Raw genomic sequence first — 24,794 nt, 5'->3', positions numbered from 1 at the left:
CTGTTCGCCATGGGCGGATACGATGCATCCTATGAACAGCGCCAGCGCTCCCGGGGCAACGCAGCCGTCCTCCGAACTTGAGTCGGGGAACCATGCCACGAGCAAGGGCCGCGTCCTGGCCTGGGCCTCCTGGGACTGGGGTTCGGCGGCCTTCAACGCTGTAATGACGACATTCGTCTTTACGGTGTATCTCACCTCGGACGCGTTCGGCGGCGAGGACCAGGCCTCGGCGGTCCTGGGCGGCGCTCTTGCCATCGCCGGTTTTGCCATCGCTTTGCTGGCACCGGTCACCGGGCAGCGCTCGGACGCGGGCGGACGGCGCAAGCTGTGGCTGGGAGTCAACACGGCCGCCGTCGCCATCCTTACCGCCCTGTGCTTCTTTGTGTTTCCCCGGCCGGAGTTCCTGCTTCTGGGCGTTTCCCTGATCGCTTTGGGCAACGTGTTTTTTGAGTTCGCGGGCGTGAACTACAACGCGATGCTGGCCCAGATCTCCACGCCCCGGAACATCGGCAAGGTCAGCGGACTCGGCTGGGGAGCCGGTTACCTGGGCGGGATTGTGGCGCTGCTGATTGTCCTGCAGCTGTTCGTCCAGCCGAGTTTCGAATGGTTCGGGGCCTCCACCCAGGACAGCCTGAATATCCGGCTTGTGGCGGTCTTCTCAGCCCTGTGGTTCTTCGTCTTCGCCCTGCCGGTGCTGTTCGCCGTCCCCGAGCTGCCCAAAACCCCGCAGGCCCGGCGGCTGGGGATCGTGGCCAGCTACGGTCTGCTGATCCGGCGGATCAAGGCCATTTACACCACCAGCCCGCACACCATCTATTTCCTGCTGGCCAGCGCCGTTTTCCGTGATGGCCTGGCAGCGGTGTTTACCTTTGGTGGAATCATTGCCGCGGGCACGTTCGGCTTTGAGCTGTCCCAGGTGATCTTCTTCGCGATCTTTGGAAATGTGGTGGCGGCTGTTGGGGCCATCATCGGCGGCTTCCTCGACGACAAGGCAGGCCCCAAGGCGGTGATCATCGGGTCCCTCATCGGGCTGCTGATCGCCGGGACAGTCATCCTGGTGCTGGGAAACGGGACGTATTCCTTCTTCGGCATGGACTGGCAGGGCTCCACCACCTTCTGGGTCTTCGGACTCTTCCTCTGCTTGTTCGTGGGCCCGGCACAGTCCTCATCCCGCGCCTACCTGGCGCGCCTTGCTCCGCACGGCGAGTCGGGCGAGCTCTTCGGGCTCTACGCCACCACCGGCCGGGCCGTGAGTTTCCTGGCACCTGCCCTGTTCACCCTCTGCATCACTGTGGCCACGCCGCTGGTGGCGCAGGGCGAAGCGCAACGCTGGGGCATCCTTGGCATCATGGTGGTACTCCTGGCCGGGCTCCTGGTCCTGCTGCCGGTGAAGTCCCCGGACAAGGCGCCCATCGCAGTGGTTCCCGTCGCTTAGCGTCCTCGACAAGGTTTCCTCACACTGTTTTCTCCGCACTTTTCCTCAACACTGTTTCGGCTGCGGGTCTTGACGCCTCATGTTATCGATCACATAATTGTTCATGGCCGTAAGTTTGAAACCTTTCAAAAGACGAGGAGTCCCATGGACCAGCCCCTGCAAAGGGTCCGCGCCGGCATTGTCGGTACGGGCGGCATCGCCCACGCCCATGCTGAAGCCCTGAAGTTCGCGGGCGCAGAGCTCGTGGTCGCCGTAGACCTCGACGCAGCCAGGGCCGCTGAGTTCGCAGCAACAACGGGCGTCGCCCAAACCGCACCCGGCCTGGCAGCAGCTGCCGAAGCGGGCCTGGACGTCGTAGCGGTGTGCACCCCGCCGTCGTCCCACGCTTCGCTGGCACTGGAAGCCCTCTCCCTGGGCCTGAACGTGGTGCTGGAGAAGCCGCCGGCCCTGTCACTGCGCCAGATGCGGGAACTGCAGGACGCCGAACGCGCCTCCGGGAAGCACGTCAGCTGCATCTTCCAGCACCGCTTCGGCAGCGCGGCGCGCAAGCTGGCAGCCCTGCAGGAGTCGGGAGCCCTTGGCGCCGCACTCACCGGATATTGCAACACCCTCTGGTTCCGCAACCAGGAGTACTTCGATGTTCCATGGCGGGGCCTCTGGGATGTTGAAGGCGGCGGACCCACCATGGGGCACGGAATCCACCAGTTCGACCTCCTGCTGCACCTGTGGGGACCCTGGCAGGAAGTCACGGCCTTCGCCGGGAGGCTTGCACGCCGGACGGAAACAGAGGACGTCTCCACCGCCATCGTCCGTTTTGAATCCGGTGCCCTAAGCACGGTCATAAACTCCGTCATTTCGCCGCGCGAAACCTCTCAGCTCCGCTTTGACTACGAGAATGCCACCGTGGAACTCGAGCACCTCTACGGCTACGACGACTCCCACTGGCGCTTCACCCCTGCGCCTGGACAGGAGCACCTTGCCGATGTCTGGTCAGACGGCTCGCCCGCAACTGCCAGCGGACATCCGGCCCAGTACAGGCACATCATTGAGGCCATCAGCTCGGGCTCGGTTCCGCCCGTTACCCTCGCCGACGCCTACCCCACCATGGAACTTGCCGCCGCCATCTACGCTTCCGCCATTACGGGCAAGGCCGTCCGGCGCGGTGACATCACCGAAGGAAACCCGTTCTTTGACCGCGCCGACGGCCGGCTGGAACCCTGGAAACTCGAAAAGAGCAACGCGTGAACAGCCCTACCGAATCATTCAGCACAGCGGAGTCCGGCAACCCGGAATCCAACAGCGCAGGTACCTCCTCCCCCGGCAGCCCCTTCAGCTGGGCCGACGACGGCGCAGCTGTGGCCGTTTCCCTGGACGGCGTTCCCATCCTGGCCTACACGTACGCGGCCAACGATCCGCAGGTGGAATCGCCGCGGCCCTACTTCCACCCGGTGCGCACCAGGACCGGCGACCTGGTCACCGCGTACCGGCCCCACGACCATGTGTGGCACAAGGGCATCGCCTGGTCGCTGCCCCACCTGGGCCCGGACAATTTCTGGGGTGGTCCCAGCTACCGGCGCGGACAGGACTACCAGTGGCTGCCCAACAACGGTGCCATGCGGCACCGCGAACTCCGCAAGATGACGGACGACGGCGGGCGGTTCAGTTTTTCCCACACGCTGCAGTGGATCACCCAGCAGGGCTCCCTGGTGGTCGAGGAAGAGCGGACCTTCGAGGTGGTGCCCGGCGCTGACGCAAGCTACGTCCTGGTTTTTGATTCGGCCATGACCAACGTGTCCGGCGAGGACATCCACATCGGCTCGCCCACCACGGAGGGGCGGGACAACGCCGGGTACGGCGGATTGTTCTGGCGCGGGCCGCGGTCCTTCGCCGGCGGCGCGATCATCGGACCCGGCGGCGCCACCGGCGAAGAGTTGCGCGGGCAGCGGGCACCGTGGCTTTCCTTCGTGGGCCAGCACGACGAGACGTGCCGGTACTCCACTGTGGTGATGGTGGACCAGCCCGGCAGTGAACACGGCGAGCCCGAATGGTTTGCCCGGTCCGAGCCTTTCGCCTGCATGGGCCCGGCGCCGTTCTTCAGCCAGGAAGTCCTGTTCAAGGCAGGCTCCACGCTCCGCTACCGGTACGGCGTCGTCATCGCGGACGGGGAGTCGGATGCCGTCCGCGCCGAAGCGCTGGCAACCACAGCCCGCGAAGTCCTCGCCGGGGCGCCCGCATCCCCGGCGGCAGGGCGGTGACCAGCGCAGTGGACACCGCCACCGCTCCCGGCTTCCCGGGCGGCACGGCGGTGACCGGACTGCGCGTATATGAGTGGGAAGCTGCCGACGGTCTCTGTGGCGGCTCCCCGCACGTGCACACCGTCTCGTCCGAGGCCTACCTGGTCACGGCCGGGACGGGACGGGTGGACACCATCAGCAGGGACGGCGCCGCAGAGCACCCCCTGGCGTTGGGATCGCTGCTGTGGTTCAGTCCGGGAACCGTTCACCGGCTGGTCAACACAGGCGGACTCACGCTGCAGGTTGTGATGTCCAACGCCGGCCTGCCGGAAGCGGGCGACGCCGTCCTGACCTTCCCGCGCAACATCCTGGCTGACCCGGCCCTGTACGCACGGCACGCCACCCTGCCCCGCGACGCAGGCCAGCCGGCCGCCGCTGCCGCTGCGCGCCGCCGTCGTGACCTTTCCCTGGAAGGATACGACGAGCTGCGCAGGTCCGTGCTCCGGGAGGGACCTGAGGCGCTGCTGGAGTTCCACCGGCTGGCCGCGGCCCTGGTCCGCCCCAGCGTGGAACGCTGGAAACAGATTTGGGCAGCCAACGTCCGGAAGCAGATGGAAACAACAGAGAAGGCGCTGAACGACCTGGGAGCCGGCTCCGCTGCCTCCATGGCGGCAGCGGCGGTGACGCGCGCGCAGCAGCGTCCGCAGGAGGGCTTCGGCATGTGCGGCCATCTGACCACGTGGGAAGATTCCAGGCTGTGACGCCGTCAGCTTCCGACGCACCGCAACCCGCCCGGGCCGCCACCATCTACGAGGTGGCGCAGCTGGCCGGGGTATCGCACCAGACCGTCTCGCGGTACATGGCCGACCGTTCCAAGCTGAAGGCGTCAACGTCCGAAAAGGTGGCGCGGGCCATGGCGGAGCTGAACTACACGCCCAACCTCACTGCCCGTTCACTGCGGACCAAATCAACGTACAGGCTGCTGGCCCTCGTCCCGGGCGCCTTCCCTTACTTCCCGTCCCGGATGGTCGAAGGCGCGGCCGCCAGCGCCCGGGCGGCGGGCTACCAGCTCGACGTCGTCGCCCTGGAGGGAACGGGACCTGAGCGCACGGCCAGGCTGCGCAGCATTCTCGACGGCGGCCCCTTCGCCGGCGCCCTGTCCTTTGTGCCCCTTGCAGGCGCTGACCTCCTCCAGGCACAGGAGCGCATCCCCGTGGTGGTGGCCGGGGACTACGACGACAGGATGCGCGGCCAGGGCCGGATCTCCGACGGTTCGGCGGTGCGGGCCATCATTGCCCACCTTGCCGGCCTCGGGCACCGCCGGATCGCCCACATCGCGGGACCGCAGGAGTGGCCGTCCGCCCGCAACCGCCTGGCCGTCTACCGCCAGGCGGTCAGCGCCGCCGGCCTTGAGGACGGGGGCACCATTGAAGCTGGGTGGAGCTCCGCGTCCGGCTACGAAGCGGCGCGGAGCCTGATGGCCGATTCCTCCATCACGGCAATCTTCGCCGCCAACGACCACCTTGCCATTGGAGCCATGCGCGCCCTTCACGACCTTGGTTTCAGCGTTCCCGGGGACGTCAGCGTGGTGGGATGGGACGACCATCCCGAATCCGCGTTCCTGGTACCGTCGCTGACCACGGTGCACATGGATCTTGAGGCCGAAGGAAGCCGCGGCATGCTGCAGCTCCTCGCGGCGCTGACTCCCGATGCTCCCGCGGCCCCGGAGCCCGGACCTGCCGGAATGCGGCTGGTGCTGCGGGAATCCTCAGGACCAGCCCCAAGCGCTCCGCGGGAGACTAGGCTGGAATTATGAACGTGGATGATACGAACCTTCCGGGCCTTGGCCGGCGGAAGGATTTTATGACGGCTTCCGGCCGCCGGATCGGCGTGGTGGAGCTGCGGGAAGGCCAGACGGAACTCATCGTTTCCACCTGGGATGATCCCGATACCTGCCAGGCGTCAATCCCCTTGACCGCGGAAGAGGCAGCAACCCTTGGCAACCTGCTGGGCGGGCAGCACCTCGCCATGAAGCTGACCGAGGAGCACAAGGATGTTCCCGGCATCGTCACCCGGCAGTTCTCCATCGCGCCGGGATCCCCGTTCCAGAACCAGCCCATGGGGAAGGCCTGCATCCGCACCCGCTGCGGCGTCTCCATTGTGGCGATCATGCGCGAAGGCGAGGTGCTCCCCTCGCCGGGACCCGACGTCGTACTCCACACCGGTGACCTGCTTGTTGCCGTGGGCACGCAGGAAGGCCTCGATTCGGCGGCCGATATCCTCCGTAACGGATAGACGCCATGGACCCGTTGGCCCTGACCCTCATTGAACTGGGGGCCGTTGTGTTCTGCCTCGGCCTTTTGGCCAGGCTGGCCGGACGGATCGGAATGTCGCCCATCCCGCTGTATCTGTTGGGCGGGCTGGCCTTCGGGGCCGGCGGGATCGTCAAGCTCGAAGGTATGCACGAGTTTGCGCACCTTTCCGGGGAAATCGGCGTGATCCTGCTGCTGCTTATGCTCGGGCTGGAATATACGGCCGCTGAGCTTTTCACCGGGCTGCGCCGCTCCTGGCAGGCCGGTGTCCTCGACCTGGTGCTGAATTTCCTGCCCGGCGCGGTCCTTGCCCTGTTCCTCGGATGGGGCGGCGTAGGGGCCATGGTGATGGGCGGCGTCACCTATATCTCCTCCTCGGGAATCGCGGCCAAGGTCATCACCGACCTGGGCCGGCTGGGTAACCGCGAGACGCCCGTTGTGCTGTCCATCCTGGTGTTCGAAGACCTGGCCATGGCCGTCTACCTGCCCATCCTCACCGCCACACTGGCAGGCGTCAGCTTCCTGGGCGGACTCACCACCGTGGGCATTGCCTTGGCCGTAGTGAGCCTGGTGCTGATGGTGGCGTTGCGGCACGGACACCACGTCTCAAAAGCTGTGCACAGCGAGAACTCAGAAGTATTCCTCCTGAACGTCCTCGGCGCGGCGCTGCTGGTGGCAGGCGTGGCATCAGCCATGCAGGTATCTGCCGCAGTGGGGGCCTTTATGCTCGGAATCGCGATCTCGGGCGCCACGGCCCATAACGCCACGCGCATCCTCGAGCCGCTCCGGGACCTGTTTGCCGCCATCTTTTTTGTGGCGTTCGGGCTGAACACCGATCCCACGTCCATCCCGCCGGTGCTCGGCTGGGCGCTGGTGCTGGCCGTCATTACGGCGGTCACCAAAATGCTGACTGGCATCTGGGCTGCGAAGCAGGCTGGTATCGCACGCCCGGGCCGCCTCCGTGCCGGAGCGGCGCTGATTGCCCGCGGGGAATTCTCGATCGTGATTGCGGGACTGGCGGTGGCCAGCGGCGCCGTCACTGATGAGCTCGCTGCCTTGGCCACTGCCTATGTGCTGCTGATGGCCGTTATTGGCCCGCTCGCGGCCCGCTACGTGGAGCCGTTGGTCAAGTCCTTGCTGCGGCCCGCGCGTCTGGCTGCGAAAGCATAGGTTGCCGTGCGGTACTGGATGTCCCTGCGGTACTAGATCTCAGTGCGGTGGAAGTTCAGGTGGCTCCGGCTGGCAGTGGGTCCCCGCTGCCCCTGGTAGCGGTTGCCGTAATCGCCCTGCCCGTAGGGGTAGGCCGCTGCCGAGGTGAGGCGGAAAAAGCAGAGCTGGCCGATTTTCATGCCCGGCCACAGCTTGATGGGCAGCGTGGCCATGTTGGAGAGTTCCAGGGTCACGTGGCCGGAGAATCCGGGGTCGATGAACCCCGCAGTGGAGTGCGTCAGCAGCCCAAGCCGTCCCAGCGAGGACTTGCCTTCGAGGCGGGCGGCGATGTCATCCGGCAGGGTGACGGTCTCGTAGGTTGAGCCAAGGACGAACTCCCCTGGGTGCAGGATGAAGGGTTCGTTCTGCTCCACCTCCACCAGGCGCGTCAGTTCCGGCTGCTCTTCGGCGGGATCGATGTGCGCGTACTTGTGGTTGTCGAACAGGCGGAAGAACTTATCGATGCGCACATCCACGGACGACGGCTGGACCATCGCGGGATCGTACGGTTCAAGAACGATCCGCTGGGAGTCTATTTCGGCACGAATATCGCGGTCAGAGATCAGCACCGTCCCAAATTACCGTATCGGTTATCCACAGCCACATTCTTTCGTTGTTGCTGTAGCCCGGTGGGGCTAATGTTGCCTCAGTGATTAAGGCGCCGGATGGTCTCCCGGATGGCCCAACAGAGCTGGGGATGTTGTGAATAAATTAGTGGCGCCCGGTTTTCTTGGCGTGCTCTGCGTTATAGCGCTGGTTTCGTCGTCCGCGGGCGTCCTGCCCGCGCCGCTGCCGGCGGGCCCGCCTGCCGCCGCCGCAAGCGTAACGCTGGGCCCGGTAACGGTCGACGGCGGTGGGGGCCTTCCCGGCGACAGCTCACTTTTGTCCCGGTTGACCCCGGCCGTGGACCCGGACATCAGGCCGGCGTCGCCATCCACCGCGCCGACTGCGCTGACGCAGCCTGCCGCAGTTCAACAAAAAACCGTGCAACAGGATCCCGGGGAGAAGGATGGTGCCGCATCCTCCACCGAGGCGCTGGCGGCGCCCGCGCCCGCCACTACGGCACCGGAACCCGCCCCCGAAATTCCCTGGATTCCACCGCTCTGGGCACCGGATGAAGAACTGGCGTCGCCCTCACCCACCCGGCTGGCGGCCCCCGAATCGCTTAGCTCCGCACCCGCAACGGAAGCCCTGGTCCCGGACAGCAACGCGGCGGCAATTCTCACGGTGTTCAACAGAATCAACGAATACCGGGCGTCCAAGGGCCTGAACCCGGTGAAGTACAACCCCACGGTGGCGGGGCTCGCACAGGAATGGTCGGACAACATTGCCTCACGGGAGGTAATCGAGCACCGTGCCTCGTTCTGGACCGATCCCCGGGCCATGAACCCCAACAACGGCGCCGGGGAAGTCATTGCCATCCGCACCGACCGGGACGCAGCACAGCTGGTGGAATGGTGGCAGGGGTCACCCGGCCACAACGCCATGCTGCTCGATCCGCGCTTCAACGTGATGGGCGCCGGAATTTCCTACACCAACTCCACGTACCAGATCTGGGGCGTGGTGAACTTCTTCGGTTACACCACGCTTCCCGCCGGGACCGTGAACTCGCCCGGCGGCGCGGGGTCCGGCCCTGCGTTCCCCCCGCCGCCGCCGAGCTTGTGTGACGCCCCGGTCCGGCACATGCCGCCCACGCTGGACCTCTCCGCCGCAGCCATCAAGGGGCCCGGGGACCTGGTGAGCGTTGATTCAACCGGCCAGCTCCTGGCCCGCGCGTCCACCGGCGCACGCACCTTCGCAGCAGCCAAGGTGATTGGCTCAGGTTTCGCGGGCGCAAAGGAAGTTTTCACCAGGGACTGGGACCGTGATGGCGCCTTCGATCTCCTGACGCAGTGGACCAACGGAACCCTGACCCTGCACCGCGGCATCGCAACCGGAGGGTTCCAGGCCCCCGTCACCCTCGGGAACGGCGGGTGGGACACGCTGGCCCTCGCGGTGGGCGGCTGGTGCGCCAACAACAGGCTTCCACAGGTTCTTGCCCTCGACGGTTCCGGAAACCTGTACCTGTACCCGAACAGGGGCACGGGCGACCTCTCGGAACGGACGCTGGTAGGCGCCATCGGTGCCGCGCGGAAGCTGTCCATGGTGGATTACGACGCCGACGGGTTCCAGGACGTGCTGGCGGTCCGTGCCGATGGGTCAGTCCAGCTCTACCGCGGCTGGGGCACCACAGTATTGAGGGCCGAGACCAGGCCCACTGTCGCCACCGGCTGGGGCGATGTAACCGGCATCCGGCCGCTCAAGGACGTTACGGCGCTGAACTCCTCAGGCCTTGCCCTGCGCCGGGCCAACGATGTTGTGCAGTACTGGGACCTGACCTCGGGAAGCCTCGCATCGCCGTCGACCATTGCCGGGCCCTGGACGGGGCAGCGGCTGGCGCAGTAGCGGCTAGATGGCCGGCTGGAGTTCCAGTACGTCTTTGAGGCGGTCCAGCTGGGCCACCTCGGCGCAGAGGCTTCGCTGGAGCATGCTGTTCAGGAAGCCAAGCCTGTTCAGGACTCCCAGCGGCCCTTCGGGCTGGGCTTCAAGGGCAAAGCGGACCCTGGTCCCCGCGGTTTCGGTGCTCAGGTAATAGCCGCCGGACCGGATGGCAGGTCCGGACGTGACCTGGAACTGGATTTCGGCCCCTGGCCGGGCGCTGGTGATTTCCAGGTCGGCAGGGATGCTGAGGCCTGAGCGCCCCGCCACCATCTGGCGGTACACGGCACCCTTCGTCCCCTCGGATCCGTCTACCAGCTTGACCCTGCGGACACCGTCCCGCCACAGCGGAAGATTGGTGGCATCGAGCAGGTACAGGTACACAGCCATGGCGTCACGCCGGATGAGGACCTCATGCTCTGCGAATGCCATCGGGATCTTTCGTGGTTGACGTCGGCCTGCCGCGCAGCTGCACCCCCCGGCACCGCAGCTACCGGATCAGGTTAGCCAGCGCTCCACACCCCCACCTAGCCAGCGCCGGGGACGTTATTGAACAGTTACTGGATGACGTCCGGATGACCGGACACGCGCCGCTTGCCTGCCGCTTGAACGGCCCGCCGGCACATCTGCGCTAAGCTATGTTCTGCCCCTGAAACAGGGGCATTGCGGCTGTAGCTCAATGGTAGAGCGCTAGCTTCCCAAGCTTGATACGCGGGTTCGATTCCCGTCAGCCGCTCCACTTTCCGCCCGGGATCCCAAGCCCTGACCTTCCTGCGCGGCTGCTGCCGATCCTTCCCCACACCCCGGAGACATTAGGTACCCGGGTGTATGGTCAGAGGTCAGGAACCTCTTCGGTTCCGCTACAGGAGCAAACATGGCTGACAAGTCCCCGCGTCAAGCAGCATCCAAAAAGTCCGGCAAGTCCATCAAGGAAAAGCGCGCAGACAAGAAGGCCGCCGCGGCGCCGGCCAGCTCCCTGGACATCACGTCCAGCAAGGCCGCCAAAAAGAAGTGACGGACGGCAGCAACACACTGACCCTGGGCGTCCTGGCTTCCACTCGAAAGCCTGCCGAGCGCCGGCTCCCCATCCATCCGCTGCATTTCGAGCGCATCGAGCCTGAAGTACGGCGGAACATCATCCTTGAGCAGGGCTACGGCGAGCGCTTCGGGATCTCCGACGCGCACCTGTCCACCCTGGTGGGGAGGATGGCGGGGCGCGAGGAACTGCTGGCCAGTGCCGACGTCGTACTCCTGCCCAAGCCGCAGCCGGAAGACCTCTCCGAACTGCGCGACGGGCAGGTCCTCTGGGGCTGGCCGCATTGCGTACAGGACCGCGCCATCACCCAGTTGGCCATTGACAAGAAGCTGACTCTGATCGCCTTCGAGGCCATGAACCACTGGGCGAGCGATGGTGGTTTCGGCCTTCACGTCTTCCACAAGAACAACGAGCTGGCAGGCTACTGTTCAGTGCTGCACGCGCTGGCCTTGACCGGTTCCACCGGCGATTACGGGCGGCGCCTCAGCGCTGTGGTGATCGGTTTCGGGGCCACCGCCCGTGGGGCGGTGACCGCATTGAACGCCCACGGCATCCATGATGTCCAGGTCCTGACCAACCGTGGCGTGGCCGCCGTCGGCGCCCCCATCCACTCGGTCAACATCGTCCAGTTTGATCACGACGACGAAGCGCCCTTCCTAAGCCAGGTCATCACGGAGAGGGGCCGGGTTCCCCTCGCACCCTTCCTTGCCGAGAGCGACATCGTGGTCAACTGCACGCTGCAGGACCCCAACAATCCCCTCACCTACTTACAGACGGACGATCTCGCCGCCTTCGCACCCGGCAGCCTGATCGTGGACGTGTCCTGCGATGAAGGGATGGGGTTCAGCTGGGCCAGGTCCACCACGTTCTCGGACCCGGTGTTTACCGTTGGTGACCACATTACCTATTACGCGGTGGACCACAGCCCGTCGTATCTCTGGAACTCCGCCACATGGGAGATCAGCCAGGCGCTGCTGCCGTTCCTGGCCACCGTGATGGACGGTCCGGAAGCCTGGGCGCAGAACGACACCATCGCCCGGGCCATCGAGATCCGCGACGGAGTAATCCGGAACAAGGATGTCCTGGAGTTCCAGAAGCGGGAAGACGCCTACCCGCACGCGGCTCTGTAGTCCGTGGTTAAGCCGCCGTTGCCTTGCTGACGATGCTCACGGGGTGGCGGCGGTCCTTGAGGCTGACCCGCAGCAGCAGTGAGCCCTTCCGGGCCAGAATAGCGGCGACCGTCAGGGCGGCGAGCGCCGGGACTCCCCCGGCCACCAGCAATGCTGTGTGCGGGCTGGCGTGCTCGGACAGCCAGCCGAGCATCGGCCCGCCGATAGCCTGGCCGCCGATCAGCACCATGATGTACAGGCTCATGACGCGGCCGCGGATCCTCATGTTCGAGCTCACCTGGACCAGCTGGTTGGAACCGGTCAGGAACATCAGGCACCAGAATCCGGACAGCACCATCACGGCGCCGAAAACGGGCATGGACGGCGCGATGGCCGCAAGGCAGAGCATTACGCCGTACATCCCGGCGCAAAACACCACTGAGCGGAGCCGCAGCTGCCGCCGCCGGGTTGACGCGACGGCGCCAGCGAACGCTCCAAGCGCGACGAGTGCGTTCAGTAACCCGTAGCCACCGGCACCCACGTCAAAGATGTGGTCGGCAAAGGCAGCCAGCACCACGGGCAGGCTCATCGCGAACACAGCAATGAACCCCGCCATCAGCCAGGGCCAGTAAATGGTGGGCTTGCTGAGGGCGTAGCTCAGGCCTTCACGCAGCATCCCTTTGCTCTTCGGGGCAGGCGCACTGACGAACAACTTATCCTTCCGCAGGATCAGCAGCATGGCCACCGTGGAGCAGCAGGCGAGGGCGTTGCCCGCGAAGGCCCACCCCGCCCCCACCGCGGTCAGCAGCCATCCGGCAAGGGCAGGACCGATCAGGCCTCCCAACTGGAAAGTGGTGGAGTTGACGCTGATCGCGTTGCGCAGGTACTTCGGGCCCACCAGTTCGTTGACGAATACCTGCCGGGCCGGCTGGTCCAGCACGGTAACCAAGCCAAGGACCAGCGCGATGACGTAGACGTGCCACACCTCGACGGCTCCCGTCAGGGAAAGGACGGCGAGGGCTGCTGCGAGGAGGGCAGCCATGCTTTGGCACAGGATCAGGATCTTCCGCTTTGCGAACCGGTCCGCCACCATGCCGCCCCACGGCCCGAGCAGGAGCGAGGGCAGGAACTGCAGCGCCACCGTGATGCCCACGGCAGTCACCGATCCGGAAAGCTGCAGGACCATCCAGTCCTGGGCAATGCGCTGCATCCAGATGGCGATGACGGCTATGAAGTGCCCGATCACAAAGATCCTGAAGTTGGGGACCTTCAGCGAGATGAACGTGTGCTTCCAGGGAAGGCGTTCGGGGACGACGGCGAGGGGCTGGGTCTGGTGGTCGCGCGGCGGTGCGGAGGCTGCTGAGTCGATGACGGGCTGGGTGACGGTTGCCGATGACGGCGGTGCGGGTGCCACAGGAGTGTCCTCAAATTGCGGTCGGTCCGGGATGTCGTTAACGCTAGGCTGGGATAACCGGATTATGGAGACGTATCGTCCCTATAACTCGTATTGCGAACTGCAATGCTGCCGACATCCGCACTCATGCCACTGGAGTCCTAAGTGTTTGAACCAGCCCAGCTGCGCTCCTTCCTGGCGGTGGCCGAAACCCTCAGCTTCACCAAGGCGGCCGAACGGCTGGGCCTGGCCCAACCGACCGTCAGCCAGCACGTCCGCAAGCTGGAAACCGCGGCCAAGCGGGTCCTCATCACCCGGGACACACGGGATGTCCGGCTCACCGACAACGGCGATGCCATGGCGGGATTTGCCCGGAACATCCTCTCCGCCCACGACGCTGCCGCCCGGTACTTCTCAGGTTCTGCCATGCGGGGCCGGCTGCGGTTCGGCACCGCCGACGATCTTGCCATCACGGGCCTGCCGCGGATCCTTCGCGAATTCCGGCAGATCTATCCGCAGATCAACCTGGAACTGACCGTTGGCCAGAGTGACCAGCTCTACCGGAAACTCAACGCGGGCCAGCTGGACCTTGTGTTTGTGAAGTGGGTTGCCGGAGCCAAGGACGGCACTGTGGTCCAGCATGACTCGTTTTCCTGGGTAGGGCAGGAGCAGACCGTGCTTGAACCCGGGGCGCCGGTCCCGCTGATCGCCTACCCCTCACCCAGCCTGAGCCGGAAACTGGCCATCGACGCCCTGGAATCCCACGGCAGGACCTGGCGCATCACCTGCACCACGCGCCAGATCAGCGGCGTGCTTGCGGCGGTCCGCGCCGGAATCGGAGTGGCCGTGATGCCGTCGTCCCTGGTCCCCGAGGACCTGAAGATCATCACCCGCCGCTTTGACCTGCCCGCGGTGGGCGATGTTGACTTCACCCTGATCCGGAACCCGCTGGCCAACTCAGAAGTCATCGATGCGCTGACGCAGTCCATCGTGGGAAGGACCATCAACCGTCCCGCGTAGGCAGGCTTCAGCCGCTTAAGGAACTCATTTCATGACCGAAACCGACCACGTCGGAAAGCAGCATCTCATGGATGTTGGTGGCGGCGTTCAGATCAACTACTTCGATACCGGCGGGCCCGGCCTGCCGGTGGTGATCCTGCACGGCCTGGCGGGCAGTGCCAAGGAATTCTTCAGTACAGCGCGCGCCCTTCCCGAATACCGGACAATCCTGGTGGATCTTCGCGGGCACGGCAGAAGTACCTCCAGACCCGGCGACCTCTCGCGCGGTTCCTTCGTGGCCGACGTCGTCCACCTGATTGAGTGCGCGGCGGTCGGCCCAGTTGCTTTAGTTGGCCAGTCCATGGGCGGCCACACCGCGATGCTGGTCGCGGCCAAGCGCCCCGACTTGGTTTCCCGGCTCGTGCTGCTCGAGAGCGGCGCCGGCGGCGGCAGCAAAGCGGAGAGTATGCAACTCAGGGAATTCTTCCAATCATGGCCCGTTCCGTTTGCGAGCCCTGCCGCCGCCCGCAAGTTCCTGGGACCGGGGCCGGTAGCGGAGGCATGGGTGGTCGACCTCGAAGAGAAACCCGACGGGTACTGGCCCCGCTTCCACCCCGACATCATGGCGGGCACCATGGAAGGCCTGATTCAGCCCCGCTGGGAGGAATGGCAGGCGGTGAGCGTGCCGGCCCTTGTGGTTTATGGCTCAAGAGGAATGTTTGCCGAGGAGGAGAAAAGAACGTTCCTGCGGTTTAGGCCGGGCACGCGGCGGGTGGACCTCCCGGCAGCATCGCACGACGCCCACCTTGACGCGTTCGAACCCTGGATAGGCGCGCTGCGCACATTCCTGGAGAGCCCGCAGTAGCCGCACAATAACCCGTCCGGGGCTTCCGCGCGCTTATTTTCCATTGATCACGGAAGGCCGCATCGCCTATGCTGGTTTTCCCAGGGTCAAGCAGATGGCCGGTTCACTAACACGAGCATGCTCCTGCGTGCCAGGTTCCACGTGCTCGGGACAGGCAGCCAATGACGACAGCCCGAAACACCCATCTCAGCTCCACGCACGCGCGCCCGCATAACGCAGCGCGTCCACCCGCCACCCGCAGCTCAACACTCGGCGCCGGCATCGCCTCCACAGACACCGGCTATGTGGGCAAGCCTACCTGCGACACATGCCGCACCGATGAATTTGTCTACCTCGAGTCCTACATCCCCCCGACCTACCGGCGGGACGGCAACGTCGCCACTTTGGGCGAAGTTGCTTACACCTGCACGCATTGCGAACAGTTCTCCGCCCACAGCGTTCCCGTGACCTGGACACCCCCGGGCTGGTACCTGGGCTAGGTTTCGACAGGCTCAACCCAGGAGTCGAAGCTCAACGAACGAAGTCGAGACTGAACCAACAGCACGACGGAAGGCCGGCAGCCACCGCAAAGGTGGCCGCCGGCCTTCTGTCTTGCCTGCAGAGAAACTAGATCAGGGTGTCCGAGAGGTGGTTGGGTGTGCCGAAGCGGTGGGCCGTGATGCTGACGGCCTGCTCGTGCAGGAACGGCAGCAGCTCAACGCGTCCGGCCTCGGTGACCGCGTGGGCGTAGACGGCAAGGTCGGGACGGCCGCCCGTGGCCTTCGCCAGGGCAGCGGCGTCACCGCCAATCAGGCGGATGCGTGCCCCGGACAGCTTGCCTGCCGTGGCGAGGCGTTCCGCAGAAGCCAGCCATTCGGCGTCGGGCTCCACCGTCACTTCAATGTCCAGTGCCGTCAGCACCGGGCGAAGCTGCGCAGGAAGTTCGACGGCGGAGGACACGGTCAGTTCCGAACCGGCCAGGACGCCGGCGGCTACGGTCCGGACCAGGTGCGCCAGCGGGGCACCTTCGGAGAGCCGCACAGTGACGGGCAGGCTCCGGTAACGGAAGATGTTGCGCTCCGCGCTGAGGCCGGAAACGTCCTTGGCGGTGCCGAATTCCTCAGCCCAGGCCTGGGCATCCGATGCCAGCGCCCGCCGCACGGACTCCAGCTCGGCAGGCTCGAGGGCTGCACCGGCGGCGTTGATGATCCGGCGGACTCCGGGGTTGGTAACAGCGGCGTCAGCGGTGCTGGCGGCCGGGGTCCAGTCGCCCAGGCCGGCCAGGTAGTTGGGCCCGCCTGCCTTGGTGCCGGCGCCGACGGCTGACTTCTTCCAGCCGCCGAACGGCTGGCGCTGCACAATGGCCCCGGTGATGCCGCGGTTCACGTACAGGTTTCCGGCCTGGATGGAGTCCAGCCAGATCCCGAGCTCCTCGGAGTTCAGGGAGTGCAGGCCTGCGGTGAGGCCGTACTCGATCTGGTTCTGGATGGCGATTGCCTCTTCGAGCGTGTCGGCGGTCATGACGCCGAGCACCGGCCCGAAGAACTCTGTCAGGTGGAAGTAGGACCCACGCTTGACGCCGTAGCGCACGCCCGGGCTCCAGAGCCGGCCGGTGTTGTCCAGCTTCTTGGGTTCAACAGCCCAGTTTTCGCCGTCGCCGAGGGTGGTGAGGGCGTTGAGGAGCTTGCCGTTGGCCGGCTCGATGATCGGGCCCATCTGGCTGGTGGGGTCCTCCGGGTAGCCCACCTTCAGGGAGGTGACGGCGTCGATGAGCTGGTTGTGGAAGCGCTTGGACTTGGCCACCGAGCCCACCAGGATCACCAGTGAGGCGGCGGAGCATTTCTGGCCGGCATGGCCGAACGCGGAGTAGGCAACGTCCTTGGCAGCCAGGTCCAGGTCCGCGCTGGGGGTGACGATGATGGCGTTCTTGCCGCTGGTCTCGGCAAGGAGGGGCAGGTCCTGGCGGAAGGACCGGAACAGCTCGGCGGTTTCGTAGCCGCCCGTAAGGATCACGCGGTCCACGGCCGGGTGCGAGATCAGCTGCTTGCCGAGTTCACGCTCCCCCAACTGCACCATGGTGAGCACGTCGCGCGGCACGCCGGCTTCCCACAGCGCATCCACCATCACAGCGCCGCTGCGGGCGGCCTGCTTGGCGGGTTTGATGACGACGGCGGAGCCGGCGGCGAGTGCCGCAAGGGTGGACCCTGCGGGGATGGCGACCGGGAAGTTCCACGGCGGCGTCACAACGGTGAGCTTGGCCGGGACGAACGTGGCGCCGTCGACCGCGTCCAGCTTCCGCGCAGACTCGGCGTAGTAGTGGGCAAAGTCCACCGCTTCGCTGACCTCGGGATCGCCCTGGTCGATGGTCTTGCCGGTTTCGCTGGCCATAACCTCGAGCAGGTCGGCGCGGCGGGCCTCCAGGACATCGCCGGCCCGGTGCAGGATCTCCGCACGCTCGGCACCGGACAGGGCGCCCCAGGCCTTGCCCTTCTCCACTGCCGTCTGGATGACGTCGTTGAGGGTGGCCTCGTCCTTGATGGAAGCCGCCGCCACGGCGGCGTTGCCCAGGGTGGAGGACGGGACGCGCTCCAGGATGGCACGGCCCCAGTCACGGTTGGCGGGGAGGGACGGGTCGGTATCGGGGGTGTTCTCGAATCCCTCATGCTGCATCGGGACAGGCGGCAGGCTGCGGTTTTGCCGGCGGTTCGGCAGCGGAACGCTGTTGTCCAGCGCGGCGAGCGAGGCCAGGAAGCGCTGCTTTTCGCGTTCGAAGAGGCCCTCGTTTTCGCTGAGCTCGAAAACTGCCGACATGAAGTTGTCCTGGCTCGCGCCCTCTTCGAGACGGCGGATCAGGTAGGCAATGGCGACGTCGAACTCGGCCGGGTGCACCACCGGGGTGTAGAGCAGGAGGGAACCGACGTCCTTCTTGACGGCCTCGGCCTGTCCCTGAGCCATGCCCAGCAGCATCTCGAACTCGATGCCGGATTCAACGCCGCGCTGCTTGGCCAGGAGCCAGGCGAAGGCGATGTCGAACAGGTTGTGGCCCGCAACGCCGATGCGGATGTTCTTGATCCGCTCCGGGTGCAGGGAGTAGTTGATGACGCTCTTGTAGCTTGTGTCCGAGTCCTGCTTGCTGCCCCAGGTGGCCAGCGGCCAGTCGTGCAGGGAGGATTCCACCTGCTCCATGGGCAGGTTGGCGCCCTTGACCACGCGGACCTTGATGGCGGCACCGCCGTCGGCGCGGCGTTCGGCCGCCCAGTCCTGCAGCCGGATCATGGCGGACAGGGCGTCGGGGAGGTAGGCCTGGAGCACGATGCCGGCCTCCAGGTTCTTGAATTCGGGCTTGTCCAGGATCCGGGTGAAGACCGCAATGGTCATGTCCAGGTCCTTGTATTCCTCCATGTCCAGGTTGATGAACTTGGCTTTGCCTCCGTTGTGGGCGAAGGACGCGGCGCGCTGGAACAGCGGGGTGAGCTTCTCGACGACGTGTTCCACGGCTTCGTCGAAAGCCCAGGCGGAGTGCGGGGCCACGGTGGAGGAAACCTTGATGGAGACGTAGTCGACGTCGGGACGCGCCAGCAGGGTGTGCGTGCCTTCGAGCCGGCGGGAGGCCTCGTGTTCACCGAGGACAGCTTCGCCGAGGAGGTTGACGTTGAGCTTGATGCCTTCCTTGCGGATTTTGGCGATGGCCGGGCCCAGCTTGGCGTCGGTGGCGTCCACGATCAGGTGGCCCACCATCTCGCGCAGGACCTTCCGGGCGATGGGGATAACAACCTGCGGCATGGCCGGCGCCATGGTGCCGCCCAGGGCGACAGCGCGGCGCATGTACCAGGGGAGGAAGGCGGGCACCTTGGGCGCGAGTGCGGCAAGGTTGCGGGCGGCGACGTTCAGGTCCTCGGGACGGACCACACCGTCCACGAAACCAACGGTGAACTCCAGGCCATTGGGATCCTTCAGCACCCCGGCCAGCTGCTGCGCCGAGGCATCCACCGGGACCTTGGCGGCTTCGGTGAGCCAGTGCCGGACCAGTGCTACGGCTTCCGTGGCGAGGGCTTTCGCCTGCGGCACATCAACGTCAACGGTGGGTAGTGTCCCGGCTGCGACTCCGGGCTCCATTGCAATGTGGGTCATGGCTTTTTCTCGTTCTTTCCTGTGGTTCGAGGAGGTCTTATTCATCAGTATGAGCCTCGAGTCACATAAGATAAAGCGATCTTTTCTAAGCAATACAGGTTAGAAAAACCAATGCTTTTCCGATGCCTCCGAGCCCCGGCAACGCGCGCTCACATGTGGCCCCCAAACCCCGACGCGCGCTCACTCCTGGCACCCAAACAGCGAACCCCCGCTCACGCGTAGTGAGCGGGGGTTCGCATTTTTGGGGCCACAAGCGAGCGGGCGTCCCGGGAAAGGCGGCCACAAGTGAGCAGGCGCTGCTGGAAAGGCGGCCACAAGTGAGCAGGCGCTGCTGGAAAGGCGGCCACTTGTGAGCGGGCGTCCGGGGGACGGTCAGGCGAGGGGGCGGTGCATCTCCACGATTTCTTCGTGCCGCGGACTGTTGGGGTTCATCAGCGAGTTCCGCTTGCCGTAGAAGAAGTAGATGGCCAGGCCAATGACCAGCCAGATACCGAACCGCAGCCAGGTTTCCCAGTGCAGCTGGAACATCAGGAACGCAGAGGCCAGGACGCCGAACGCCGGAACCAGCGGCATCAGCGGCAGGCGGAAGGAACGGGGGGCGTCCGGCCGCTTGTACCGGAAGATGATCACCGAGAGGCAGACCACGACGAACGCGGCGAGGATGCCGATGTTGGTGAGGTCGGCCACCGCCTTGATCGGGAAGACACCGGCCAGCAGGGCTGAGGCAATGCCCGCAATCCAGGTGACCCGCTGCGGCGTGCCGTGCTGGTCGGTCTTGGCGAACCAGCCCGGCAGGAGCCCGTCGCGGCTCATGGAGAACCAGACGCGGGTGACGCCAAGGAGGAAGGTCAGCATAACGGTGAGGATGGACAGAACTGCGAACACGGAGATGATGGTGGCGATGATCGGGAGGCCAACACCGGTGAAGGCTGACGCGAAGCCGGCCTTGGGGTCGATGTCCTTGTAGTTCTGCATGCCCGTCAAAACCAGGGTAGCGGCTACATAGAGGAGCATCGCGATGATCAGGGACAGGATGATGGCCTTGGGCATGTGCTTCTTGCCGTCGGTCGCTTCCTCTGCAGCCGTACTCATGGCGTCGTAGCCGAACACCGCGAAGAACACCGTCGCTGAGCCGGCCAGCACGGGACCGAAGCCGCTGGGCATAAACGGGTTGTAGTTATTGGTGTCGATGTAGAAGATGCCCAGGCCGATGATGAACAGGATCAGGACCACCTTGATGGCCACTGCCACCAGTTCGAACCGGCCGAAGGCCTTGGTGCCGCGGGACAGGATCCAGGTGACGATCAGGCAGACAACAATGGCAGGAATATTGACGATGCCGCCCTTGCCTTCATCCGGAGTTGACGTCATCCAGACCGGCATATGGATACCGATACCCGAGAGGAACGCGTCAAAGTAGCCGGAGATGCCGATGGCCACCACAGCCACGATGGCGATGTACTCGAGGAGCAGGTCCCAGCCGATGAACCAGCCGATCACCTCGCCCAGGGCAACATAGCCATAGGTATAGGCAGAGCCTGCGCGGGGAATCATGCCGGCGAACTCCGCGTACGAAAGTGCCGCCGCCGCGGAGGCGAGGCCCGCGATCAGGAACGAAATCAGGACGGCGGGGCCCACCCCGGGCGTTCCCTCGCTGCCTGCCGCCACCAGTCCGGCAAGGGAGAAGATGCCGACGCCGATGATGCCGCCTACGCCGATTGCGGTCAGCTGCCACAGGCCGAGCGACTTGAAGAGGCCACTGTGTTTGTTTTCTTCCTCGATGTCATCGATCGGCTTGCGCCGCATGATCGACTGGGTCATGTCTCTACTGCTCATCAGGAACTCCTGCTTGGGGTGCTGCCCCGCCACGGCGCGAAAAAATCACTTGTGACAGGGGTAACTCGATCCCAACAGTATGCAAGGGTGCTTGCATTAGATAAAGTGACTACTTCTAACCTATATTCATTAGTTCCGGTAAGGATTTCCTTATGCTTGACGTCCGCCGGCTCCGGCTGCTCCGGGAATTGAGTATCCGGGGGACCTTGGCGGAGGTGGCCGAGGCACTCCAGTACAGCCCGTCGTCGGTATCGCAGCAGCTGGCCCTTCTCGAGAAGGAAGTGGGCGTGGAGCTGCTCCGGAAGACCGGCCGGCGGGTCCAGCTCACGCCCCAGGCCGAAGTGCTGGTGGCGCACACCGCGAACCTGCTGGAAACCATGGAGCAGGCGGAGGCGGACCTCGCCGCTTCCCTGACCACCGTCACGGGAACGGTCCGGATCGCGGTCTTCCAGTCCGCAGCCCTGGCCCTGATGCCGGACACCCTGACGAGGATGAGCACCGCCTACCCGGAGGTCCGGATCGAAATGATCCAGCGCGAGCCGGAAACGGCCCTGCACGAAACCTGGGCGCGCGACTTCGACCTCGTTATCGCCGAACAGTATCCGGGCCACGCGGCGCCCCGATACCCCGAACTGGACCGCATCAAGCTGACCACCGACGCCATCCGGCTTGCCGTTCCGCCGGCGTCCGACGGCGGGCCCGCCATCCGTTCGCTCGAGGACACCGCGGAGCTCGCCTGGGTCATGGAGCCGCGGGGCGCCGCATCCCGCCACTGGGCCGAGCAGGCCTGCCGCAGCGCCGGCTTTGAGCCCGACGTGCGGTTTGAAACCGCGGACCTGCAGGCCCAGGCCCGCCTGATCGAGTCCGGCAACGCGGTGGCCCTGATGCCCGACCTGGTGTGGACCGGCCGCGGCACCACTGCCCAACTCCTGGAACTACCGGGAAAACCGCACCGCACCATCTTCACCTCCGTGCGCCGCTCCAGCGCCCAGCGGCCGGCCATCCTGGCCGCGAGGGAGACGCTGGCTGCAGCAGCCGCGGCGGTGGCAAGGAACGACGACGGGTGACCGGCCGCCCTCGTACGCGCCCCTCCTGAGGTGGCAGCAGGTCCGATGTGCGCAACGAACCTCCCCGTCGCTGCGCGGGGACGGTCCCTGCGCCGGTGTTCCCTGCGTCACTGCGCCGTGGGCCCCCCGGCGCTAGACTGATGCCGTTATGAATCGAACAATGTTCAAGTCCAAAATCCACAGGGCCACCGTCACGCACGCCGACCTGCACTACGTCGGTTCCGTCACCGTGGACCTGGACCTGCTCGAGGCCGCCGACATCCTGCCCGGCGAGCTCGTGTCCATCGTGGACATCACCAACGGCGCACGGCTTGAGACCTATACCATCGCCGGCGAGCGCGGTTCCGGTGTCATCGGCATCAATGGTGCAGCGGCGCACCTCATGCACGAGAACGACCTCGTCATCCTGATTACCTACGCCCAGATGACCACCGAAGAGGCCAAGGCCTACGAACCGCGGGTAGTCCACGTGGACGCGGACAACCGGATCATCCAGCTGGGCAACGACCCCGCCGAGGGCCTCACTCCCGGGATGATGCGCCCCCCTTTCGCGCTTAACAACGCCACCGTCTAACCGGAGCGTGCGTCCCGGTACCCACATCCGCCGCGCCCTGGGGGATAAGCCGCCGGTGATCCCATGCTAGGTGTACTGGCCGGCTTCTTTGTCGTCTGGTGCATCATCCTGGTGGGCTGGTTCGTGGGCCGGCGGAAAATTCTGGGTGACAACGCCCGCCAGGTGCTCAGCTCCCTCACCTTCTTTGTGGCCAGCCCCGCGCTGCTCTTCGAGACCCTCAGCAGGGCGCGCTTGGCCGAAGTCTTCGCCGCACCCCTGCTGGTAACCGCGGCGGCCGCCATCACCACTGCCGCTATCTTTTTCTCCATTGCCAAGTTCTGGCTCAAGCGCTCACTGCCGGAATCCCTGATGAGCTCGATGGCAGCCTCACTCGCCAACTCCGCCAACCTGGGTATTCCTATCGCGGTATATGTTCTGGGTGATGCGAGCTATGTGGCGCCCCTGCTGATCTTCCAGCTGGCCTTCTTCACGCCGCTGTTCCTGATGATCCTGGACTCCAGCACCAGCGCGCACCGCACCACACCCCTGAATTTTGCGGTGATGATCCTGCGCAACCCCATGATTGTGGGGTCCGCGCTGGGCCTGGTGGTGGCCGGCACCGGCTGGCAGGTCCCGCCACTGGTGATGGAGCCCATCCACCTGATCGGCGGTGCAGCCATTCCGGCCATGCTGATCGCCTTCGGCATGAGCCTGAACGGCACCCGCCCGCTGCAGGCGGCTGCGGGACGGCGCGTGGACACGCTGCTTGCGAGCGGTTTCAAGCTGGCCGTCCAGCCGGGGCTGGCGTATCTCTTCGCCCGGTTCGCGTTGGGAATGGAAGGGCATGCGCTGTTCGCCGTGGTTGTCACATCCGCGCTGCCCACCGCCCAAAACGTCTTTGTGGCCGCCAGCCGCTACAAGACCGGCCTCACCGTGGCCAAGGACACCGTGCTGATTACTACCGTTGTGGCGGTTCCGGCGATGATTGGCGTAGCGCTGCTGCTGACGTAAGGGGAGATTGATGGACAAGATGCTGGACACCGTGGTGATCGGCGGCGGAGCGATGGGGTCGGCCGCCGCCTGGGCGCTGTCCCGCCGCGGCCGCCAGGTCACGCTCGTGGAGCAGTTCGGGCCCGGGCACAAGATCGGCGCCTCGCACGGCAGCACGCGCAACCTGAACCCGGGCTACCACCGTCCCGAATACGTGGCGATGCTGGCCGAGGGGCTGGCCCTGTGGGACGAGCTGGAGCAGGACAGCGGCGAGACGTTGCTGGCCCGCACGGGAATCGTCAACCACGGACCGGACCCGCGGCTTCCGGACGTCGCGGCTGCCTTAAACGAGGCCGGCATCCGGGCGGAGTTCCTGTCCCCCGCGGAGGCAGGCGAGCGCTGGCGCGGCATCCGGTTCGACCAGCAGGCCCTGTACATGCCCGACGGCGGCCAGCTCAACCCGGAGGCGGCGCTTCCCGCCTTCCAGCGGCTCGCCGCAGCACGCGGCGCCGAGATCCGGCACCACACCAAAGTGATCGAGTTCCAGGTGATGGACGACGGCGTCCGGCTGGCTTTGGAGTCAGCCGCCGGAACCGAGACGGTCACCGCCGCCCAGGTAGTGGTCACCGCCGGCGGCTGGACGGAGAAACTTCTCGGCAGCCGCGGCGCAGGACTCCGGATTCCGAAGCTGCGGGTCACCCAGGAGCAGCCCGCGCACTTCCGCGTAGCCGATGCCGGTGCCGTTTGGCCCGGGTTCAACCACATGCCGGGCACCGGCGTGGAATATAAAGACTGGTACTCCCCCGTGTACGGGATGCAGACACCGGGTGAGGGGATCAAGGCCGGCTGGCACGGTGTGGGCCCCCTGGTGGATCCGGACCGGCGGTCCTTCCAGCCCGAACCCGTACAGCTCGCCGCCCTGCAGGATTACGCGCGGACGTGGCTGCCGGGCGTGGACGCGGATTCGTTTGAGGCCATCAGCTGCACCTACACCACCACCCCGGATGAGGACTTCATCCTGGACCGGATCGGCCCCGTGGTGATCGGCGCCGGCTTCTCAGGGCACGGGTTCAAGTTCACCCCGGTGGTAGGCCGGATTCTCGCGGATCTCGCAACTGGCACCCGGCCGGCGCCGGAGATCTTCCGCGCTTCACGCTAGGTACAAGCG

At 65.7% G+C, this 24,794-nt stretch carries 22 protein-coding genes and 1 tRNA gene; 18 read left to right on the top strand and 5 right to left on the bottom strand.

The window, feature by feature from the left end:
* Positions 1-31 precede the first annotated feature (31 nt).
* The 7 genes from AC3A4Z_RS20605 to AC3A4Z_RS20575 all read left to right on the top strand — a co-directional run bounded on the left by AC3A4Z_RS20605 (position 32) and on the right by AC3A4Z_RS20575 (position 7,151).
* Positions 32-1,435 carry an MFS transporter gene (locus AC3A4Z_RS20605; protein WP_498713892.1) on the top strand — a complete coding sequence of 468 codons (1,404 nt, stop codon included), beginning with the start codon at positions 32-34 and terminating at the stop codon, positions 1,433-1,435.
* A gap of 144 nt (positions 1,436-1,579) precedes the next feature.
* The gene (locus AC3A4Z_RS20600; RefSeq protein WP_498713890.1) at positions 1,580-2,680 is read left to right on the top strand and encodes a Gfo/Idh/MocA family protein; all 1,101 of its coding nucleotides are present in this window, start codon (positions 1,580-1,582) and stop codon (positions 2,678-2,680) included.
* Positions 2,677-3,690 carry a DUF6807 domain-containing protein gene (locus AC3A4Z_RS20595; protein ID WP_498713887.1) on the top strand — a complete coding sequence of 338 codons (1,014 nt, stop codon included), beginning with the start codon at positions 2,677-2,679 and terminating at the stop codon, positions 3,688-3,690. Before AC3A4Z_RS20600 ends, AC3A4Z_RS20595 begins: the two co-directional genes overlap by 4 nt.
* Positions 3,687-4,430 (top strand): cupin domain-containing protein, encoded by a 744-nt coding sequence (locus AC3A4Z_RS20590; RefSeq protein ID WP_498713885.1) that lies wholly within the window; start codon positions 3,687-3,689, stop codon positions 4,428-4,430. Before AC3A4Z_RS20595 ends, AC3A4Z_RS20590 begins: the two co-directional genes overlap by 4 nt.
* A complete protein-coding gene (locus AC3A4Z_RS20585) occupies positions 4,427-5,485 on the top strand; it encodes a LacI family DNA-binding transcriptional regulator (protein ID WP_498713883.1) in 1,059 nt (352 codons plus the stop codon). The genes AC3A4Z_RS20590 and AC3A4Z_RS20585 overlap by 4 nt, the downstream gene beginning before the upstream one ends.
* Positions 5,482-5,964, top strand: a complete 483-nt coding sequence (locus AC3A4Z_RS20580; RefSeq protein ID WP_050053222.1) for a cation:proton antiporter regulatory subunit — start codon at positions 5,482-5,484, stop codon at positions 5,962-5,964. Before AC3A4Z_RS20585 ends, AC3A4Z_RS20580 begins: the two co-directional genes overlap by 4 nt.
* Positions 5,965-5,969: 5 nt before the next feature.
* The gene (locus tag AC3A4Z_RS20575; RefSeq protein ID WP_498713881.1) at positions 5,970-7,151 is read left to right on the top strand and encodes a cation:proton antiporter; all 1,182 of its coding nucleotides are present in this window, start codon (positions 5,970-5,972) and stop codon (positions 7,149-7,151) included.
* 32 nt (positions 7,152-7,183) lie between these two features.
* On the opposite strand, the gene dcd is transcribed toward AC3A4Z_RS20575, so the two are convergent.
* Positions 7,184-7,759: a dCTP deaminase gene (gene dcd / locus AC3A4Z_RS20570; RefSeq protein WP_159829572.1), complete on the bottom strand. Its 576-nt coding sequence runs from the start codon at positions 7,757-7,759 to the stop codon at positions 7,184-7,186.
* A 133-nt stretch (positions 7,760-7,892) separates the two neighbouring features.
* On the opposite strand from dcd, the gene AC3A4Z_RS20565 reads away from it, so the two are divergent.
* Complete coding sequence (locus AC3A4Z_RS20565) at positions 7,893-9,635, top strand: CAP domain-containing protein (protein WP_498713877.1); 1,743 nt, start codon at positions 7,893-7,895, stop codon at positions 9,633-9,635.
* Positions 9,636-9,638: 3 nt separating this feature from the next.
* On the opposite strand, the gene AC3A4Z_RS20560 is transcribed toward AC3A4Z_RS20565, so the two are convergent.
* Positions 9,639-10,100, bottom strand: coding sequence for an SRPBCC family protein (locus AC3A4Z_RS20560; protein ID WP_498713875.1), 462 nt, complete (start codon positions 10,098-10,100; stop codon positions 9,639-9,641).
* Between the two features lie 233 nt (positions 10,101-10,333).
* Here AC3A4Z_RS20560 and AC3A4Z_RS20555 point away from each other — a divergent pair.
* From AC3A4Z_RS20555 to AC3A4Z_RS20545, 3 genes are all read left to right on the top strand, one after another.
* Positions 10,334-10,407: transfer RNA gene (locus tag AC3A4Z_RS20555), tRNA-Gly, on the top strand.
* A 135-nt stretch (positions 10,408-10,542) separates the two neighbouring features.
* Positions 10,543-10,683: a hypothetical protein gene (locus tag AC3A4Z_RS20550; RefSeq protein ID WP_167344651.1), complete on the top strand. Its 141-nt coding sequence runs from the start codon at positions 10,543-10,545 to the stop codon at positions 10,681-10,683.
* Positions 10,680-11,834: a N(5)-(carboxyethyl)ornithine synthase gene (locus tag AC3A4Z_RS20545; RefSeq protein ID WP_498713873.1), complete on the top strand. Its 1,155-nt coding sequence runs from the start codon at positions 10,680-10,682 to the stop codon at positions 11,832-11,834. Before AC3A4Z_RS20550 ends, AC3A4Z_RS20545 begins: the two co-directional genes overlap by 4 nt.
* A 7-nt stretch (positions 11,835-11,841) precedes the next feature.
* Here AC3A4Z_RS20545 and AC3A4Z_RS20540 read toward each other — a convergent pair whose 3' ends face one another.
* Complete coding sequence (locus AC3A4Z_RS20540; RefSeq protein ID WP_498713871.1) at positions 11,842-13,227, bottom strand: MFS transporter; 1,386 nt, start codon at positions 13,225-13,227, stop codon at positions 11,842-11,844.
* Positions 13,228-13,371: 144 nt separating this feature from the next.
* Between AC3A4Z_RS20540 and AC3A4Z_RS20535 the strand changes: the two genes are divergently transcribed.
* The 3 genes from AC3A4Z_RS20535 (at position 13,372) to AC3A4Z_RS20525 (ending at position 15,549) form a co-directional block, all read left to right on the top strand.
* A complete protein-coding gene (locus AC3A4Z_RS20535) occupies positions 13,372-14,226 on the top strand; it encodes a LysR substrate-binding domain-containing protein (RefSeq protein WP_498713869.1) in 855 nt (284 codons plus the stop codon).
* Between the two features lie 31 nt (positions 14,227-14,257).
* Positions 14,258-15,070 carry an alpha/beta fold hydrolase gene (locus AC3A4Z_RS20530; protein ID WP_498713867.1) on the top strand — a complete coding sequence of 271 codons (813 nt, stop codon included), beginning with the start codon at positions 14,258-14,260 and terminating at the stop codon, positions 15,068-15,070.
* A 161-nt stretch (positions 15,071-15,231) separates the two neighbouring features.
* Positions 15,232-15,549 carry a hypothetical protein gene (locus AC3A4Z_RS20525; protein ID WP_493972660.1) on the top strand — a complete coding sequence of 106 codons (318 nt, stop codon included), beginning with the start codon at positions 15,232-15,234 and terminating at the stop codon, positions 15,547-15,549.
* A 127-nt stretch (positions 15,550-15,676) separates the two neighbouring features.
* Here the strand turns inward: AC3A4Z_RS20525 and AC3A4Z_RS20520 are convergent, their stop codons facing one another.
* A complete protein-coding gene (locus AC3A4Z_RS20520) occupies positions 15,677-19,180 on the bottom strand; it encodes a proline dehydrogenase family protein (RefSeq protein WP_498713864.1) in 3,504 nt (1,167 codons plus the stop codon).
* 372 nt (positions 19,181-19,552) lie between these two features.
* On the bottom strand, positions 19,553-21,016 hold the full coding sequence (locus AC3A4Z_RS20515) for an amino acid permease (RefSeq protein WP_498713862.1): 1,464 nt from the start codon (positions 21,014-21,016) through the stop codon (positions 19,553-19,555).
* A gap of 152 nt (positions 21,017-21,168) precedes the next feature.
* Between AC3A4Z_RS20515 and AC3A4Z_RS20510 the strand changes: the two genes are divergently transcribed.
* The 4 genes from AC3A4Z_RS20510 to AC3A4Z_RS20495 all read left to right on the top strand — a co-directional run bounded on the left by AC3A4Z_RS20510 (position 21,169) and on the right by AC3A4Z_RS20495 (position 24,785).
* The gene (locus tag AC3A4Z_RS20510) at positions 21,169-22,083 is read left to right on the top strand and encodes a LysR substrate-binding domain-containing protein (protein ID WP_498713859.1); all 915 of its coding nucleotides are present in this window, start codon (positions 21,169-21,171) and stop codon (positions 22,081-22,083) included.
* 148 nt (positions 22,084-22,231) lie between these two features.
* Positions 22,232-22,657, top strand: a complete 426-nt coding sequence (gene panD / locus AC3A4Z_RS20505) for an aspartate 1-decarboxylase (RefSeq protein ID WP_200900723.1) — start codon at positions 22,232-22,234, stop codon at positions 22,655-22,657.
* Between the two features lie 63 nt (positions 22,658-22,720).
* Complete coding sequence (locus tag AC3A4Z_RS20500; RefSeq protein ID WP_498713857.1) at positions 22,721-23,647, top strand: AEC family transporter; 927 nt, start codon at positions 22,721-22,723, stop codon at positions 23,645-23,647.
* 10 nt (positions 23,648-23,657) lie between these two features.
* Complete coding sequence (locus AC3A4Z_RS20495) at positions 23,658-24,785, top strand: FAD-dependent oxidoreductase (RefSeq protein WP_498713855.1); 1,128 nt, start codon at positions 23,658-23,660, stop codon at positions 24,783-24,785.
* Positions 24,786-24,794 lie beyond the last annotated feature (9 nt).

The sequence above is a fragment of the Arthrobacter sp. Soil_C_49 genome, assembly GCF_057656635.1.
Note: the sequence above shows the minus strand (reverse complement) of the source record. Positions and strands in the feature narration are given on the sequence as shown.